Origin of the sequence: Gymnodinialimonas ulvae (assembly GCF_037543845.1) — a bacterium.
Lineage (GTDB): Bacteria > Pseudomonadota > Alphaproteobacteria > Rhodobacterales > Rhodobacteraceae > Gymnodinialimonas > Gymnodinialimonas ulvae.
The window spans coordinates 314,901-332,659 of sequence record NZ_JBBIFX010000002.1 but is presented as its reverse complement, the minus strand read 5'-3'; the positions used below and the strand labels follow the sequence as shown (position 1 = coordinate 332,659).

18 protein-coding genes are annotated in these 17,759 nt (G+C 62.4%); 15 read left to right on the top strand and 3 right to left on the bottom strand.

The genetic code is table 11. The annotated features are described in order from the left end of the window. The first annotated feature begins 5 nt into the window (after positions 1 to 5). Complete coding sequence (locus V8J83_RS11430; protein WP_339986443.1) at positions 6 to 677, top strand: flagellar hook capping FlgD N-terminal domain-containing protein; 672 nt, start codon at positions 6 to 8, stop codon at positions 675 to 677. Here V8J83_RS11430 and ubiB read toward each other — a convergent pair whose 3' ends face one another. Together ubiB and ubiE are read right to left on the bottom strand one after the other, a co-directional pair. Next, a complete protein-coding gene (gene ubiB, locus V8J83_RS11425; RefSeq protein WP_339986442.1) occupies positions 678 to 2,207 on the bottom strand; it encodes a 2-polyprenylphenol 6-hydroxylase in 1,530 nt (509 codons plus the stop codon). After that, positions 2,208 to 2,957: a bifunctional demethylmenaquinone methyltransferase/2-methoxy-6-polyprenyl-1,4-benzoquinol methylase UbiE gene (gene ubiE, locus V8J83_RS11420; protein ID WP_339986441.1), complete on the bottom strand. Its 750-nt coding sequence runs from the start codon at positions 2,955 to 2,957 to the stop codon at positions 2,208 to 2,210. Positions 2,958 to 3,036: 79 nt separating this feature from the next. Between ubiE and V8J83_RS11415 the strand changes: the two genes are divergently transcribed. The 14 genes from V8J83_RS11415 (at position 3,037) to V8J83_RS11350 (ending at position 16,796) form a co-directional block, all read left to right on the top strand. Then, positions 3,037 to 3,267, top strand: a complete 231-nt coding sequence (locus tag V8J83_RS11415; protein ID WP_339986440.1) for a hypothetical protein — start codon at positions 3,037 to 3,039, stop codon at positions 3,265 to 3,267. After that, a complete protein-coding gene (gene mutM, locus V8J83_RS11410; protein WP_339986438.1) occupies positions 3,245 to 4,096 on the top strand; it encodes a bifunctional DNA-formamidopyrimidine glycosylase/DNA-(apurinic or apyrimidinic site) lyase in 852 nt (283 codons plus the stop codon). The genes V8J83_RS11415 and mutM overlap by 23 nt, the downstream gene beginning before the upstream one ends. 65 nt (positions 4,097 to 4,161) lie before the next feature. Further along, complete coding sequence (locus V8J83_RS11405; protein ID WP_339986437.1) at positions 4,162 to 4,938, top strand: enoyl-CoA hydratase; 777 nt, start codon at positions 4,162 to 4,164, stop codon at positions 4,936 to 4,938. A gap of 165 nt (positions 4,939 to 5,103) precedes the next feature. Then, positions 5,104 to 5,370, top strand: coding sequence for a 30S ribosomal protein S20 (rpsT, locus tag V8J83_RS11400; protein WP_339986436.1), 267 nt, complete (start codon positions 5,104 to 5,106; stop codon positions 5,368 to 5,370). 529 nt (positions 5,371 to 5,899) lie between these two features. Next, positions 5,900 to 7,387 (top strand): chromosomal replication initiator protein DnaA, encoded by a 1,488-nt coding sequence (dnaA, locus tag V8J83_RS11395; RefSeq protein ID WP_339986435.1) that lies wholly within the window; start codon positions 5,900 to 5,902, stop codon positions 7,385 to 7,387. Between the two features lie 115 nt (positions 7,388 to 7,502). After that, positions 7,503 to 8,621 (top strand): DNA polymerase III subunit beta, encoded by a 1,119-nt coding sequence (dnaN, locus tag V8J83_RS11390; RefSeq protein WP_339986434.1) that lies wholly within the window; start codon positions 7,503 to 7,505, stop codon positions 8,619 to 8,621. A gap of 55 nt (positions 8,622 to 8,676) precedes the next feature. Then, entirely contained in the window at positions 8,677 to 9,774 is a 1,098-nt protein-coding gene (gene recF / locus V8J83_RS11385; protein WP_339986432.1) for a DNA replication/repair protein RecF, read from the top strand. An 84-nt stretch (positions 9,775 to 9,858) separates the two neighbouring features. Continuing rightward, positions 9,859 to 12,276 carry a DNA topoisomerase (ATP-hydrolyzing) subunit B gene (gene gyrB, locus V8J83_RS11380; protein ID WP_339986431.1) on the top strand — a complete coding sequence of 806 codons (2,418 nt, stop codon included), beginning with the start codon at positions 9,859 to 9,861 and terminating at the stop codon, positions 12,274 to 12,276. Between the two features lie 239 nt (positions 12,277 to 12,515). After that, the gene (locus V8J83_RS11375) at positions 12,516 to 12,896 is read left to right on the top strand and encodes a hypothetical protein (protein ID WP_339986430.1); all 381 of its coding nucleotides are present in this window, start codon (positions 12,516 to 12,518) and stop codon (positions 12,894 to 12,896) included. A 50-nt stretch (positions 12,897 to 12,946) separates the two neighbouring features. Beyond that, positions 12,947 to 13,603, top strand: a complete 657-nt coding sequence (locus V8J83_RS11370; protein WP_339986428.1) for a DUF2461 domain-containing protein — start codon at positions 12,947 to 12,949, stop codon at positions 13,601 to 13,603. A 425-nt stretch (positions 13,604 to 14,028) separates the two neighbouring features. Then, positions 14,029 to 14,463, top strand: a complete 435-nt coding sequence (locus V8J83_RS11365) for a hypothetical protein (protein WP_339986427.1) — start codon at positions 14,029 to 14,031, stop codon at positions 14,461 to 14,463. A 96-nt stretch (positions 14,464 to 14,559) separates the two neighbouring features. Further along, positions 14,560 to 14,970, top strand: coding sequence for a curli-like amyloid fiber formation chaperone CsgH (gene csgH / locus V8J83_RS11360; RefSeq protein ID WP_339986425.1), 411 nt, complete (start codon positions 14,560 to 14,562; stop codon positions 14,968 to 14,970). A 63-nt stretch (positions 14,971 to 15,033) separates the two neighbouring features. Then, positions 15,034 to 15,405 (top strand): hypothetical protein, encoded by a 372-nt coding sequence (locus V8J83_RS11355; protein ID WP_339986423.1) that lies wholly within the window; start codon positions 15,034 to 15,036, stop codon positions 15,403 to 15,405. 236 nt (positions 15,406 to 15,641) lie between these two features. After that, on the top strand, positions 15,642 to 16,796 hold the full coding sequence (locus V8J83_RS11350; protein ID WP_339986422.1) for an MFS transporter: 1,155 nt from the start codon (positions 15,642 to 15,644) through the stop codon (positions 16,794 to 16,796). Between the two features lie 48 nt (positions 16,797 to 16,844). Here the strand turns inward: V8J83_RS11350 and trhO are convergent, their stop codons facing one another. Further along, complete coding sequence (gene trhO / locus V8J83_RS11345) at positions 16,845 to 17,741, bottom strand: oxygen-dependent tRNA uridine(34) hydroxylase TrhO (protein ID WP_339986421.1); 897 nt, start codon at positions 17,739 to 17,741, stop codon at positions 16,845 to 16,847. Positions 17,742 to 17,759: the final 18 nt, after the last annotated feature.

The window sequence follows — 17,759 nt, the reverse complement described above, 5'->3', positions numbered from 1 at the left end:
ACGCCATGGATATTCTCTCTGCTCTTCCCTCCAATGCCGCGGCGGCGGCCAATGCCACCTCCGACACGGAGGACACCGCCTCTGCGATCACGTCGGATTTCGACATGTTCTTGCAATTGCTCACCACGCAAATGCGCAATCAGGACCCTTTGAACCCGGCCGATTCCACCGAATACACCGCGCAACTCGCGACCTTTTCCGGCGTCGAGCAGCAGGTGCAGACAAACGACCTCCTCCGCGAATTGCAGGGGGCATTCACCGCCATGAACATGGGGCAATTGTCCGGCTGGATCGGTATGGAAGCGCGGGCCGAGATGCCGGTTAATTTTTCCGGACAACCCACGACCGTTCAGATCTCGCCCTCACCTCTGGCCGACCGGGCGGAGCTGATTGTGCGCGACCAGAACGGCAATGTGGTCGCCAACACGCCCGCTGTTCTGGGCGACGAACCGTTCGAATGGACCGGGCTCGATAATTCCGGCCAACCCTTGCCGCCCGGCACCTATACCCTGTCGGCCCAGAGCTGGCGTGATCAGGAGGTCCTCGAAGAAACCAACGCCTACATCTTCAATGAAATCATTGAGGCGCAGACACTCAATGGCGAGGTTTGGGTCACGATGCAGAACGGCGTCAGCATTCCGTCCGAAGCGGTGCAGGGCCTGCGCCGGTCCGGTTGATCACAGCGTCGCCCAAAGCAGCGCGACAACAAGCCCGAGCGCCAGGCCACCACCGCCCAGAAGCACGCGTTCGGGCCAACGGTTCTCTCGCTTGGGCCGTTCTGTATGCGATTGCGCGATCAGCGCGGCTTCGGCCAATTGCGGAAGCCGTGGCCCGAACCGGGACAACACAACCGCCGTGCGCCAAAGGTCGCGCGCCACCGCTTGCGGGCCAAGATTGCGGGTGATGTACTCCTCGACCACCGGACGCGCGGCGGCCCAGATGTTCAGATCCGGATCAAGCGACCGCCCCACACCCTCCACAACGACCATGGTGCGCTGCAACAGGATCAACTCGGTTCGCGTTTCCATGCCAAACCGTTCGGTCACTTCGAACAGAAATGCCAAAAGCCGGCCCATGGAAATCTTGCTGGCTTCCATGTCGAAAATCGGCTCGCCCACAGATCGCAACGCCTGCGCGAATTCGTCGATGTCGCGGTCGGGGGGCACGTAGCCGGCCTCGAAATGCACTTCTGCCACCCGCCGATAATCTTTGCGAATGAACCCCATCAGGATCTCCGCATAGACCCGGCGCGTGTATTCATCGAGCCGCCCCATGATCCCGAAATCCAGCGCAATCAGGTCCCCATTGGGCGCCACCTTCAGGTTGCCCTGATGCATGTCCGCGTGGAAATACCCGTCGCGCAGGGCGTGGCGCAGGAACATCTGCAAAGCATCCCGCGCGATCCGCACCTTGTCATGCCCCGCGGCATCAATCGCGCTCAAATCGCTCAACGGCAGGCCCTCGGCCCAACCCAGAACCATCATCCGGCGCGACGACCGCCCCCATTCGACCTGCGGCACCACAAAGCCGTCGTCATCCTTGGTGTTGGCGTAAAACTCACCGGCGGCGGAGGCTTCGATGCGCAGGTCCAACTCCTGCAACACGACGCCTTCGAAATGGTCGATCACGTCGCGGGGCCGCAACCGCCGCGACGACGGCGACAACGTCTCGATCAGCGTCGCCATAAGGTGAAACGCATCCACGTCCTTGCGGAACGCGCGCTCGATGCCCGGCCTCAGGATCTTGACCGCCACGTCGCGCCCCGTATCGAGGAGCGTCGCGCGATGCACCTGCGCGATGGAGGCGGCAGCGACCGGTTCCGAAAAGGCGCTGAACACCTCTTCAAGCGGGCACCCAAGTTCCTCGGCCACAACCCGGCGAGCCTCTTCCATGGCGAAGGGCGGCAACTTGTCCTGCAAGACCTGCAATTCCAGCGCCATATCCGGCCCGACCACATCCGGGCGCGTCGACAGGATCTGACCGAATTTGATGTAAGCGGGCCCCAGCGCCTGAAGCGCACGCGGCACCGGCGGCATTGTCGGATCGCCGCGCAGACCAAGCCATTTCAACGGCCAGCCGAGCACCCGCGCCGCGACGCGGATGGCACGCGGGGCCTCCATCGCCTCAAGCACAGCGCCCATCGCGCCGGTGCGCTCAAACGTGGCGCCCGTGCGCGCCAACCGCCAGATGTTGTGAGGTCCACGCACCTAGAGCTTCCACCCCGAATGCAGCGCCGCAATGCCCATCGACAGGTTGCGGTACTTCACCTGCTCAAACCCGGCCGCGCCTATCATGGCAGCAAAGCTTTTCTGATCCGGGAATTGCCGGATCGACTCGACCAGATATTGATAACTGTCCCGATCTCCCGCGATCACCTGCCCCATGCGCGGGATCACGTTGAACGAATACAAATCGTACAGCTTCTGCATGCCATCATTGGGAAGCTGCGAAAATTCCAACACCATCAACCGCCCGCCGGGCTTCAACACCCGGAACGCCTCTGACAGGGCTTCGTTGATGCGCACCACGTTTCGGATGCCAAAGCTGATTGTATATACGTCGAAACTGTTGTCCGCGAACGGCAACGCCATCGCATCGCCGCACACCCAATCCAGCTTGTCGGCCATTGCCTCGGCTTCGGCGCGCTTTTCGCCTTCGTCGAGCATGCTTTGCGTCATGTCGAAAACCGTCGCGTGGGCCCCCGGCGCGCGCTTGAGGAAGCGGAACGAAATATCGCCCGTACCCCCCGCCACATCCAAAAGCCGTTGCCCGTCGCGCGGCGCCAGCCAATCCATCATCGCATCCTTCCAGACGCGGTGGATGCCGACACTCATCACGTCGTTCATCACGTCGTATTTCGAGGCCACATTGGTAAACACCCCATGGACCATCCCGGCCTTCTGATCCTCGGCCACGTCCTGGAAGCCAAAATGGGTGGTTTTGCTGTCGTCCGTCATGGCGTCGCCTCGCTGCTGTCGCTTCGGGAGGTAATCCTTTGGTTGCTGTTAGACAAATTCTGATTTGACGCAGGGCGGGATGAAGGATGGGCAAAAGGGTGATCCCCGTCGTCGAAGTCGGGGCGACAAGGCGTCTCTGGCTTGCCCGCAGCGCGACCCCAAAGACCACCACGTCCATTCCAACCGCCTCGCTTCTGATGCCGGCGCTTATGCCAAAGGGCTCAAGACGGTTGAAGGCGCGGCTGAGTTGCGCCACATGCTGGCCAAACGGCAGGAGCAAAACCGCGATGCCCGAGTTACCGGAAGTTGAAACCGTCAGGCGCGGGTTGGTGCCCGCGCTTGAGGGTGCGCGCATCACCAAGGCGGCGGTGAATCGGCCCGACCTGCGCTGGCCTTTCCCCGACCGCATGGCCGAACGGCTGACCGGGGCGACGGTCACCACCTTGCGACGCCGGTCGAAATACATCCTCGCTGACCTCGATACTTCGGAAACCCTGCTGATCCATCTCGGCATGTCGGGCCGGATGACCATCTCGGGCGATCCACTTGGACAGTTTCACCACAAGCACCCCATGCCCGCGAAACACGACCACGTCGTCCTCGACACTGACAATGGCGCCCGCATCACCTTCAACGACGCCCGGCGGTTCGGCGCGATGGACCTTATGGACACGGCGCAACAGGATCAGCATCGGCTGATCCGTGACCTTGGCCCCGAACCGTTCGGCAATGACTTCAACGAAGCGCATCTGATTGCGGCCTTCGCGGGCAAACGCAGCCCGGTGAAATCCGTCCTTCTGGATCAACGCGTCGTGGCGGGGCTTGGTAATATTTACGTCTGCGAAGCTCTGTTTCGGGCAGGGATCTCTCCGCTGCGTCACGCGGGTCGGATTTCCGCGCCCCGAGTCGCTTCCCTCGTGCCTATCATACGCGACGTATTGGCCGAAGCCATCGACGCCGGCGGCTCCTCTTTGCGGGACCATCGGCAAGCAAACGGCGAACTGGGATATTTTCAACACACCTTTTTCGTCTACGGACGCGAAGGTGACTCCTGCCAAACCCCCGGATGCACTCGGAAAATCCTTCGAAAGGTCCAATCCGGACGCTCCAGCTTCTACTGTGCGGCCTGCCAAAGATAGGTTGAACCCGGCGAAAGCAGTGCTAAGCCTCATGGTTCGTTTCAACAGCGCCCGAGCACCGACCCATGGCCTATGAGACCCTGATCGTCGACGTCGAAGATCATATCTGCCTCATCAAATTGAACCGCCCCGATGCCCTGAACGCGCTGAACACGCAGCTTCTGGGCGAATTGGGCAAGGCGCTTGCCAGCGCGGATGCCAACGACAAGGTGCGCTGCATCGTCATCACCGGGTCCGAAAAGGCATTCGCCGCCGGGGCTGACGTCACCGAGATGGCCGAGAAGTCCTACACCGAGGTCGTGTACGAGAACCTGTTTGCCGAGGCCGCCGAAAGCATCGAGCGCATCCGCAAGCCGATCATCGCCGCTGTGGCCGGCTATGCGCTCGGCGGTGGCTGCGAACTGGCCATGGCCTGCGATTTCATCATCGCCGCCGAGAATGCCAAATTCGGCCAACCCGAAATCAACCTTGGCGTCATCGCGGGCATGGGCGGCACGCAGCGCCTGACGCGGCTGGTGGGCAAGTCCAAATCCATGGACATGCACCTGACCGGGCGCTTCATGGCCGCCGAGGAAGCCGAACGGTCCGGGCTGGTCAGCCGCGTGGTCGCGCCCAAGAAGCTGATGGAAGAAGCCATGGGCGCCGCCACGAAGATCACCGAGAAATCCATGATCGCCGCGATGTCCGCCAAGGAGGCCGTTAACCGGGCCGAAGAAGTTGGCCTGTCCGAAGGTCTGTTGTTCGAGCGGCGCCTGTTCCATTCGCTTTTCGCGACCGAGGACCAGTCCGAAGGCATGAGCGCCTTCGTCGACAAGCGCGAGCCGCAGTTCCGCGACAAGTAGATTCGGCGCATCTAGGGGTTGGCAGAGCGCGCGCTTTGCCTTAAACGCCGCGCCAGACATGCGTGAGAGGCCCGCTTCAGGCCAGAGTCGCCCGGTAGTGAACCCGGGGTCGGGACCCTCCCGCGCGTATACCGTTGCAACTGTTCCGATGAAGGATCACACATCATGGCAAATTCGCCCCAGGCAAAGAAACGCGCCCGTCAGAACGAGCGCCGCTTCGCCGTCAACAAAGCCCGCCGTTCGCGCATCCGTACCCACCTCCGCCGTGTCGAGGAAGCCATCGCCGGTGGCGATCAGGCCGTCGCCGCAGAGGCGCTGAAAACGGCGCAGCCCGAATTGATGCGCGGCGTCACCAAGGGTGTGTTGCACAAGAACACCGCCGCGCGCAAAATGTCGCGTCTGGCCTCTCGCGTGAAGGCGATGGGCGCTTAATCGCCAGCGAATGGCCCTTGTTTTGAAGGCGCTCCGCCACAGGGGCGCCTTTTTTCATTTGAAAAATCGCAGCGCAGACAACGGTCTAATCCGGCCCAAAGGATTCGGTGTTCGAAAGGTTCGGAGTCAAGCACGAAGAGATGTTGCGAGGCGCGCGCGACTCCCGATACGTTCTCCAAGCGAGTCAGATGCCTTGGGGGGCGGATGAGGGGCACCACGCCCCGGATCGAAACAAAAGCGGATAGGATGACGGACAGCATCTTCACCGCTCCGGCCGGACAGGGTTGGCGTTTCGAATTGGGCGTAAAGGGACGATGTCGAAAACCCGCAACGGGTTGTCTGATGTGGCCCCGGCTTGTGCCGCAATCATTCACCCTCGTGCAAGAAAGCGCGAACACCACAGCATTCGTTGGGTTTCCAACGGAACGGATGCTGTGTGCGTTTTTTAGCGGCGCACATGGCGGCGACATGTGGATAAACATCGGGTGCGGTCAGACACCCGGCATCAAAAGAAGGACGGATCGAGGGAATGACGAACGAAACATGGGGCATGGTACGTCAAGAGTTGCTGCAGGTGGTTGGCAAGAACAACTTTTCTGCTTGGATCGAGCCGATTACCTTTGATCGCATCGAAGAACGCACGGCGCATTTTCATGTACCGACCAGCTTCATCGGATCGTGGGTGTCCAACAACTTCGGAGCTTTGATTCTCCGCCACCTGGGAGCGCATGGCGTTGGCGCGGATCGCGTGGATTTCGCCGTCAATGCACAGGCCAAAGCCGCACCCGCACCGCAACCAGCCGCGCCCGCACCGCAACCCGAGCCCGCCATCGCAGAAGCCGCCCCGGCCGAGGTCTATGCACCCGCCCGGACCCATGCGCCAACCCCTGATTCCGTGGCCCCGACGCCGCAGCCCGCAGCCCTCGCACCTGCCCCTGCGCCTGTTGCTCATGTTGCGGCCAAAGCCAACGTCGATCTGCCCGGCACAAAGCTGAACCCGAACCTGACCTTCTCCAATTTCGTCGTCGGCAAGCCGAACGAGCTGGCCCATGCCGCCGCGCGCCGTGTAGCCGAGACGCTGGACGTGACCTTCAACCCGCTGTTCCTTTATGGCGGCGTCGGCCTTGGTAAAACGCATCTGATGCACGCGATCGCCTGGGATCTGCAGGCGCGTTTCCCGAATGCGCAGGTTCTCTACCTGTCGGCGGAGCAGTTCATGCACCTCTTTGTGCGCGCCCTGCGGGAGCACAACACGTTCGACTTCAAGGAAACCTTCCGCAACGTGGACATCTTGATGGTCGATGACGTGCAATTCATCGCCGGCAAACGCTCGACCCAGCAGGAATTCTTTCACACGTTCAATGCCCTCGTGGAAATGGGCAAGCAAATCGTCATCTCCGGCGACCGCGCTCCCGTGGATATGGAAGAGCTCGACGGCCGCATCGCCTCGCGCCTGCAAAGTGGCCTCGTCGTCGATATTCACCCGACAGATTACGAGCTGCGCCTGAGCGTGCTGCAGCACAAGGCCAGCATTCTGGCTCAGAAATACCCGCATGTCCGGTTCGCCGATGGCGTGCTTGAATTCCTTGCGCGCAAGATCGCGTCCAACATCCGCGAACTCGAAGGCGCGCTGAACCGGCTCTATGCCACCGGCGACCTCGTCGGTCGCGAAGTTTCCGAGGATTTCGCCCGCGACAACCTCGCCGATATTCTCCGCGCCTCCGACCGCAAGGTCACGATGGACGAGATCCTGAAAAAGACCTGCGATTACTACAAGATCCGCCAGGTCGACATCATCAGCCAGAACCGCCAACGCGCCATCGCGCGGCCCCGGCAGATGGCGATGTATCTGTGCAAGAAGCTGACCACGCGCTCTCTGCCCGAGATCGGCAAGAAATTCGGCGGACGCGATCACACCACGATCCTCTACGGCGTGCGCAAGATCGAAGAGCTGATGCAGATCGACAGCCAGATCGCCGAAGATGCGGAACTTCTGCGCCGCATGTTGGAAGCCTGAGGCGTTCCGGGGGTTGACCATACGGCGACCCCCGACCAAACCTTCGTAAAACAACTTGCTTAAGGATGGGGTCCGGGTCAGTCTCGCGGCCCCGCCATCTGTCGGAGCCAGGGACATGAAGCTTTCCATCGAACGCGCCACCCTTCTGCGCGCCGTCTCTCAGGCGCAATCGGTTGTGGAGCGGCGGAACACCATTCCGATCCTCGCCAACGTCCTGATCGAAGCCGAAGGCGATACCGTGTCTTTCCGGGCCACCGATCTCGACATCGAAGTCGTCGACAAGGCCCCCGCTCAGGTCGAGCGCGCCGGGGCCACGACTGTCTCGGCCGTGACTTTCCACGAAATTGTCCGCAAACTGCCCGATGGTGCGTTGGTCAACCTGACCGAAGACAGTGCTGCGGGCCGTTTGACCATCGAAGCGGGCCGGTCCTCGTTCCAGCTGGCGACTTTGCCGCGCGAGGATTTTCCGGTCATGGCTTCAACCGAATATGCGGCGAATTTTTCGTCGACCGCACCGGTGTTGCGCCGCCTCTTCGACAAGTCCAAATTCGCGATCTCGACCGAAGAGACGCGTTATTACCTCAACGGGGTCTATTTCCACATCGCCGATGGCGACAACGGCAAGGCCCTGCGCGCCGTGGCCACCGATGGCCACCGCCTGGCGCGGATTGACACCGACCTGCCCGATGGTGCAGCAGAGATGCCCGGCGTGATCGTACCCCGCAAAACGGTGGGCGAGCTGCGCAAATTGCTCGACGATGATGACACGCAGATCGCCGTGTCGGTATCGGAGACCAAGATCCGCTTTGCCACGCCCGACATCACCCTGACGTCCAAGGTCATCGACGGCACCTTCCCCGACTACACGCGCGTGATCCCGATGGGCAACACGCGCCGGATGGAGGTCGACGCGGGCGATTTCGCCAAGGCTGTGGATCGTGTGGCGACGGTGTCATCGGAACGCTCACGGGCCGTGAAAATGGCGCTCGACGAGGACCGGCTCGTCTTGTCGGTGAATGCCCCCGATGCGGGCAATGCCGAAGAAGAGCTGGCCGTGGCTTATGGCGACGAAAAGCTCGAAATTGGCTTCAACGCCAAATACTTGCTGGAAATCGCCAGCCAGGTGGATCGTGAAAACGCCGTCTTCATGTTCTCGTCTCCCGCCGAGCCCACCTTGATGCGCGAAGGCAATGATGAAAGCGCGATCTATGTCGTCATGCCGATGCGCGTGTGACAGCGGACGGATGCCTCCGGCGGAGGTTTTTCTGGCAAGATGAAAGGGGCGCGCGATGAGCAAGGTGTTCGTTTCGTCCCTGACCCTGTCGCATTTTCGCTCGCACAGACGCGCGCGCCTTGACCTTGATGGACGGCCCGTGGCGCTGTTTGGGGCCAATGGGGCCGGCAAGACCAACCTGATGGAAGCGGTGTCGTTGCTCAGCCCCGGGCGCGGGCTCCGGCGCGCGGCGGCAGACGACATCATCCGGCGGCCCGAGGCAATCGGCTGGAAGGTGACCGCCGGGATCGAAGGGCCGGGGGTCGGGCACGAGATCGCGCTCACCGCCGAACCCGATCAGGCCCGCGTCACGCAAATCGACGGCAAGACCGCGCCGCAGCTGGCGCTGGCCAGGCTTCTGCGGATTGTCTGGCTGGTTCCGTCGCAGGATCGGCTCTGGATGGAAGGGGCGGAGGGGCGCAGGCGGTTTCTCGACCGGATCACGCTCAGCTTCCTGCCCGATCATGCAGAGGCCGTGCTGACCTATGAAAAGGCGATGCGCGAGCGCAATCGCCTGCTGAAGGACGACGCGCGCGACCCCGCCTGGTACCGCGCGCTGGAGGCGCAGATGGCCGAGGCCGGGCTGCGGATTGTTGAAGGGCGCGAGACGGCGTTGCAGCGCATTGCAAGCGCTCAGGACGGCGCGGCCACCGCCTTTCCCGCCGCCGATCTCGCCTTGGAGGTCGACACCCCCTGCCACACCGCCGCCGATTTCGAAGCCGCCTTCGCCGAGAGCCGCCCGCGCGATATCGCCGCCGGACGCACGTTGGTGGGCCCGCACCGTGCCGACATGGCCGCGATCTACCGCGACAAGGGCGTCGCCGCAAAGCAATGCTCCACCGGGGAACAGAAGGCGCTGCTGATCTCGCTGATCCTTGCCAATGCGCGCGCGCTCAAGGCCGAAACCGGCACAGCGCCCCTGGTGCTTCTGGACGAGGTCGCGGCGCATCTCGATGCCGACCGCCGCGCCGCCCTGTTCGATGAAATCTCTGCATTGGAGGCTCAGGCCTGGATGACCGGTACGGGGCCGGAATTGTTCACTGATCTGGGCAACCGGGCGCAGCATTTCGAGGTCACGGATCAGCACGGCGAAAGCCATGTGGGCGGCGCGTGAGCGTCCCCCAAATCTTGTGGCAAGCACGTGACAATAGCCCCGGAAATGCGTATATATTGCGCAACAATACGGGACAAGAAACACATGGCAGAGCAAACCCCAAAGCCGGAAGACTATGGCGCCGATTCTATCAAGGTTCTCAAAGGGTTGGAGGCGGTTCGCAAGCGCCCTGGTATGTATATCGGCGACACGGATGACGGTTCGGGCCTGCACCACATGGTCTACGAGGTCGTCGACAACGGCATCGACGAGGCGCTTGCGGGTCACGCGGATGCCGTGACCGTGACAATTCACGCCGACAGCTCCGTCTCCGTGAGCGACAATGGCCGTGGCATTCCCGTGGGCATCCACGAGGAAGAAGGCGTGTCTGCCGCCGAGGTCATCATGACCCAGCTGCACGCGGGCGGCAAATTCGACAGCAATTCCTACAAGGTCTCCGGCGGTCTGCACGGCGTGGGCGTCTCCGTCGTCAACGCGCTCAGTGATTGGTTGGAGTTGCGCGTTTGGCGCGATGGCAAGGAACACATTGCGCGCTTCGAGGGCGGCTTCACCACCAAGTCACTGGAAATCGTGGGCGATGCGGGCGGCAAGACCGGCACCGAAGTGCGCTTCATGGCCTCGACCGAGACGTTCTCGAACCTCGAATATTCCTTCAAAACGCTGGAAAATCGCCTGCGGGAACTGGCGTTCCTGAACTCCGGCGTCCGCATCATCCTGCGGGATGAACGCCCGGCCGAAGCGCTGGAAACCGACCTCATCTATGAAGGCGGCGTGAAGGAATTCGTCAAATATCTCGATCGCTCCAAAACCCCGATGGTCGAAGAGCCGATCTATGTCGAAGGCGAAAAGGATGGCATCGGCGTTGAAGTCGCGATGTGGTGGAACGACAGCTACAATGAAATGGTGCTGCCCTTCACCAACAACATCCCGCAGCGCGATGGCGGCACGCATCTTGCCGGGTTCCGGGGCGCATTGACCCGCTCGATCAACCTTTATGCGAATTCCTCGGGCATCGCGAAGCGCGAGAAGGTCACCTTTACCGGCGACGATGCGCGCGAGGGGCTGACCTGCGTTCTGTCTGTGAAGGTTCCCGACCCGAAGTTCAGCTCGCAGACCAAGGACAAGCTCGTCTCCTCCGAAGTGCGCCCCGCCGTCGAAGGGTTGATGAACGAAAAGCTCTCCGAGTGGTTCGAAGAGCACCCCAACGAGGCCCGCATGATCGTCACCAAGATCATCGAAGCCGCCGTCGCCCGCGAAGCCGCCCGCAAGGCACGCGAACTCACCCGGCGCAAGACGGCGATGGATGTCGCCTCGCTGCCCGGCAAACTCGCCGATTGTCAGGAAAAAGACCCCGCCAAATCCGAATTGTTCCTCGTCGAGGGGGACAGCGCCGGAGGCTCTGCCAAGCAAGGGCGCTCACGCCACAATCAGGCGATCCTGCCCCTCAAGGGTAAGATCCTGAACGTCGAGCGCGCACGGTTTGACCGGATGCTCGGGTCTCAGGAGATCGGCACACTCATCACCGCGCTGGGCACCGGCATTGGCCGGGATGAATTCAACATCGAAAAACTGCGCTACCACAAGATCGTCATCATGACCGATGCCGACGTCGACGGCGCCCATATCCGCACGCTTCTGCTGACGTTCTTCTTCCGCCAGATGCCCGAACTGATCGAAGGCGGCTATCTCTATATTGCGCAACCACCGCTCTACAAAGTCAGCCGTGGCAAATCCGAGGTCTACCTCAAGGATCAGGCTGCGTTCGAAGATTACCTCGTCGCCCAAGGCATCGAAGGCGCCTCGCTCCGCCTGCACGGCGGGGAAGAGATCGCCGGGCAGGATTTGGCCCGCGTCGTTGAAGGTGCGCGCCACTTCAAGCGCATCCTCGATGCCTTCCCGACCCATTACCCCCGCCGCATCGTCGAACAGGCCGCCATCGCAGGCGCCTTCGACCCCGGCAAAGCAGACAGCGATCTGCAAGGTGTGGCCGATGATGTCGCCAAGCGCCTCGACCTCGTGGCCGTCGAATACGAACGCGGCTGGAGCGGGCGTATCACGCAAGACCACGGCATCCGCCTGTCGCGCGTTCTGCGCGGCGTCGAAGAAATTCGCACCCTCGACGGCGCGGTCCTGCGCTCGGGCGAGGCGCGCAAATTGTCCGAGGTCTCGAAGGACACCCGCACCGTCTACCGCGAGCCGTCCACACTCGCGCGCAAGGATCGCGAACAGCTTATCCATGGCCCGACCGAGCTTCTGCAAGCCATCCTCGACGAAGGGGCCAAGGGGCAGCAGATGCAGCGCTACAAGGGTCTGGGCGAAATGAACCCTGACCAGCTTTGGGAAACCACGCTGGACCCCGAAGCGCGCACGCTCTTGCAAGTGAAGGTGGGCGACCTCGCCGAGGCCGACGATATCTTCACCAAGCTTATGGGCGACGTCGTGGAACCGCGCCGCGACTTCATTCAGGCAAATGCGCTGAGCGTGGAAAACCTTGATTTTTGAACGAAACACAGGCCGCAATCCCCAAAACCCTTCAAAACCTGACCCTCGCTTTTGGACTGGTTATCGTTTTGGTGGCATTGCTTGGCCTGGGCCGCTCCCTCGCTCCTTCGGCTGATCAACGCGCCGAAGTCTTTGCAGCGCGCTTCGATCTGACGGCCCTTTTGCCGGGGGAACCCGTCACATTTGTGCGCGGTGAGACTGTCATCAGGCTCCTGCGTTTGACCCCGGAGCAGGAGGTCATGGCCCGTGACACCGACGTCATGGATCTGCGTGATACATTGGCCCGCAACGCTATGTTGCCCCACGACGCGGCGGCCAGCTTCGAGAACCGAACAATCGATGCGGAAGGTCCTATCGTCGTGATGAATGCACGTTGCGACCGTGGGCAGGGCTTCATTCCACACTACACGATCAACGCACTCGAAACGTGGTTTTGTACCCGCGGCACGGAACGATACGATGTCATCGGCCGGCGTCTCGACACCGGCGGGCTCGGGCAAGAGTCGTTCGAGATTCCGCCCCATATGGTGACCGCAGATGGCCTTTTGATTTTGCTCACAGATGCCGAAATGGCCCGGCTGCGCAGCCTCGAACCATCGCTCCATAGGTCAACCAACTGACTTCGCGCGAAATCCCGCTATCCTTTCCCCTGCATCAAGGGAGAACTCGCATGTCCGACGGCTTCGCCGAAATGATCCAACGCGCCAACGCGTTCTTCACCGACCTGCGCGCCGACAACACCAAGGACTTCTACGAGGCGCACAAAGCCACCTACACGTCCGAGATAAAGAAGCCCGCCGTACTGCTGGCCGAGCTTTTCGCCGAAGACCTCGCCAAACACACCGGCCGCGCCCACAAGCCCAAGGTCTTCCGCATCCACCGCGACGTGCGCTTCTCCAGGGACAAGACACCCTACAACACTCACCTGCACATGATGTGGTCGCAACCCGGCGACGCTCCAGCGCCTGCATGGTTCTTCGGCAGCGCGCCCGATTATTTGATCCTCGGCATTGGCGTCATGCATCTGCAAAAGGACAGCCTCACCGCCTACCGCAACATGATCGACCGCCATGGCGATGACCTGACCGATGCGATGGACACATCCGGTGCCACGCTGTCCGACTGGGGCCCCGATCCGCTCAAACGGGTGCCGAAACCCTTCGACGCGGACCACCCCCATGCCGATCTGCTCAAACGCAAGGCCTTCACGCTCAGCCGCGATGTGCCCGACGGCTGGCAAGACGCCGGGCTGCTCAGGTCGCTCAACGCGCTGATCCCGCCGCTCCTGCCTGCATGGTCGATCCTCAACGAAACCTTCCCAGGCTGATCCGAAACCTGCCATCGATTCGAATCATCCGCCACGGGTAAGGCTGCCCTTACCTTAAGCGTCGCTTTATCCGAATCTTTCCCCTTGCCTGCGCAACCGGCTTCTGCGGGGAAACCTTACCTGCGCCGCTGACACCCGATAACATCGCGATTTCACCGCCTGACAGGATGCTATCGCCAGGGTTTCGTCCCTTGCGTCACGCACAACCCGACTCATAAATATTTCATATATTTCAGATAGATAATCCAATGACATCCGATAACACACCGCGGTTATGTCCTTTCGGCTCGCTGAAATTGTCTGACACAGCGGTCCGGGGCCAATTTCTGGTCATCGGCTCAACGGGGCACACCCCCACCGGGCCAGACACCAACCTGAATTGAACCACACACCTAAACCAAAACTTCATTTAAGGACTTCGACCCATGAAATTCGCTCTCATCAAAACCGCTGCCGTCGCAACCGCCCTGATCGTTACCGCCGGTGCCGCCTCCGCCTGCAACTTCGCTGCCGCCAACCAGCTTGGCTGGGATCACTCCGCCGGCGTTCAGCAGTTCGGCAACTGCAACTTCACGCAGATCGACCAGGGCGGCTGGTCCAACACCGCAGCCGGCGTGTCCAACGGTGATTTCAATACCGTGATCATCGGCCAGGACGGCGCGTTGAACACCGGCGTCGTCGGCCAGAACGGCAATTTCAACGGCGGCGCAGTGCAGCAGTCCGGCGCCCTCAACTACGGTGAAGTCGTCCAGAACGGCAGCTTCCAGACCGGCGCCGTGATCCAGACCGGCGTGGGCAACACCGGTGTCCTGAACCAGACCGGCACGGGCAACACCGCGCTGATCATCCAGGGCAACTAAGCCCCGCACACCACCGGGGGCGGGCCCCCTCCTCCCCTTCCGCCCCGCCCCCGGACCTTTTCCAAGACCAACACATTTTCCCGAAAGGACAGGCCGATGACCACGTTTTTGAACTCCCGCACGGCACTCCGGACCTCCCTTGGCCTCGCCGCGATCACCTCGGTTGCCCTGGGCTGCACCGCGATCTCGGCAGAACCCGACGATCTGGGCCACGCCGCCCATGCACAGACCGCCGCACCGGTCGCCTGCGTGATCACCGCCGAGGCCTCGGGCAACATGCTCACCCTCGTGCCGATCGTTCAGGTCACCGAAGCCGTCTCGGGCACCTACACCCTGCGCGTGGAAGGCCCCGGCACGCGCCTCAACCAGGGCGGCCCGTTTTCGGCCCGTGCCGGTGAAACACTCACCCTGGGCCGCATGATGACCTCCGGCTCCGCGTCCAGCCTTGATGCGAACCTGACCCTTACCATCGACGGGCGCGATTACCGCTGCCCCGCCGACCTTTAACCGCAACCCATTTACCCAATCGTCTCTTTTCAGATCAGACATTTTTTCAAAGGAAACACTGCCATGTTTACGAAAACCATTATCGCCGCCGCCCTCGTCGCCGCCACTGCCGCCACGACCGTTCCCGCTAGCGCCCAAGGCCAGATCAGCTTCGGCTTCTCCGCCCAGAACCAGCAGGAACGCGATCTTCTGACCCTCGGCGTCGTGGCCTACCAGATCGCCAATGGCGGTGACGCAGCCGAGGTGCTCGGCAATGTTGCAAACGGCGGGTCGGTCGGCCTGATCCATCAGGACGGCAATGGCCACAGCGGCTCGCTGGCCCAGAACGGTGGCGGCAACGCCGGCGCCCTGATCCAGCTCGGCAACGGCGCCAACGGGCACCTGAACCAGACCGGCAACCAAGGCGACCTCGTCATCCAGATCGGTCTGGACTGATCCAAGCCCCCCCCATTCGGCCCCACGGGATATTCCCCGCGGGCCGGATCCCCGGACGCCCGATCACCCTACCCCGTTTCCCCTTGTGGATCGGGCGTCCGGATCGAAACCTTCGCGCCACTCCTTTCCACTCCCACGCGCAAACCCCTGTCCCTCAGACGTGTCCTACCTCCCCCGGCCTTCGCGGTCGGGGGCTTTTTCTTGCGCCGGTCCCGCGCACCCCCCATGCAGGGCGCATGACCCCCGCCGCCCGCAGCCTGACCCCGTTCCTTCTGCTGCTCTTCACCAGCACACTCGGCAATTCCGCAATCGTGCCCTTCATGCCGTTCTTCATGGTCGACGGCCTCGGTCAACCGCCCTGGATGCTCAGCGTTTACGCCAGCCTCGCCGTCGCCCTGACCGTCTTTCTCAACCGCCTCTTCGCCCGCCGCATCGACAACGGGGCCCGCGTCTTTCCGATCCTCGGCATCGCTTTGGCGGGCTTTGTACTGGCCAGCGGTTCCATGGCGCTGTCGCCGAGCTTGCCGGTCATGCTGAGCGTCGGTGTTCTGGGCTTTGGCCTCAGTGCGACGTCGATCTCCGCGATGTTCGCCACCGGTGGGCATATGGCAGAACGCGTGGGCATCGCGCGCCCGACCTTCAACGCCTGGATGCGTGCCACAACCTCGACCGCGTGGATGATCGGCCCCGCCGTCAGCTTTTCCCTGTCCGGCGCTTACGGCCCACAGATCGTCTTTCAATTCGCCTGCGCGTTGGCCGTGCTTTGGGGGCTCGTCTGGCGCATCGGTCTGCCGCGCGACATCACCGCGCCTGCGCCGCCCAAACCACCGGCCGACCTGACCTCGGCCCCCGGCGCGCTCTGGCTTGCCGCTGCTTTCATCTTCTGCCTGTCCATCGCCCATGGCCTGACCTTCTCGGCCCTGCCCTTGTTCTTCGTACAAGAGGTCGGCTTACCGGATTTCGCCCCCGGCGCGGCCTTCAGCGTCAAGACCTTCGTCGAGGTGTTCGCGATCTTCGGCTCGTCTTTCCTGATCGCGCGCTACGGCCTGCGGGCGCCGCTGATGGCCTGCACTGTGCTCGCCGTTGGTGCGATCCTCGTGCTGGCCTCCGTCGAAACCCTGTCGCAGATGGCATTCGGGTCGGCGCTTGAAGGGCTCTATTACGGCCTCTTCGCCAGCCTCGGCATCAGCTACATCCAAAGCTTCGCCCAAGATCGCCCCGCGCAGGCGACCGCGATCTACTGGAACACTCTGATGCTCAGCGGCCTACTCGCCGCGCCCGCCGTGGGCCTCATCGCGCAGCTCGCCGATTTCCGAACCGTGATCCTGCTGGCCTCCGGCGTCGCGGCGCTCGCCATCCCGATCCTTGTGCTCGGAATGCGACGCGCCTGACGGGAGGGTGGGAGGGGCGATGGCGCACGCCGAGCGTCTCCCAAGCCCTCACCCTAAATGCCGCTCGCCCCGCGCCTTCGCCAAATCAATCTGGCGCTGCCGTTCCCGAAATCGCGCCCGGTCCGCGTCGCTATGCTCGTGCAAACACAGATGGCACGAAACGCCCTCCTCAAACGCATCCCGCGTCCGATGCTCCGGCTTCAACGCCCGCCGACACGCCCGGCACAGGAAATGCGCGGTCTCCGCCAACCCGTGCCCCACGGCCACGCGCTCGTCGAATACGAAACAGCCCCCCTGCCACAGGCTCTCCGCTTCCGGCACCTCTTCGAGGTATTTCAGGATGCCGCCCTTGAGGTGGAACACATCCTCCACCCCCTGCGCCTTCAGAAACGCCGTGGATTTCTCGCACCGAATGCCGCCCGTGCAGAACATCGCAATCCGCTTGTTGCCAAACCTCGCGCTATTCTGCTCCCACCATTTGGGGAAATCGCGGAAACTCGTGGTCTCCGGGTCCACCGCCCCCTCGAACGTCCCGATCGCCACCTCGTAACCGTTGCGCGTGTCGATCACCGCAACATCCGGCGCAGTGATGAGCGCGTTCCAATCGGTGGGGTCCACATGCGTGCCGACCGTATCGGGGTCCAACCCCGGCGCGCCCATCGTCACGATCTCTTTCTTCAGCCGCACCTTCAGCTTGTTGAACGGCGGCGCCTCCGCGGTGCTCTCTTTCCACTCCAACCCGGCAAATCCCGGCAACACCCGGATATGGGCCAACACCGCATCAATGCCGGTACGCGACCCCGCAATCGTGCCGTTGATCCCCTCCGGCGCGATCAGAAGCGAACCCTTGACCCCCGCCTTGCACGCAACCTCTGCCAACGGCCCCTTCACGGCGGCGGGGTCTGGCACGCGGGCAAAGTGATATAACGCAGCGACGGTAAACATGCGCGTCAGATACGCCCT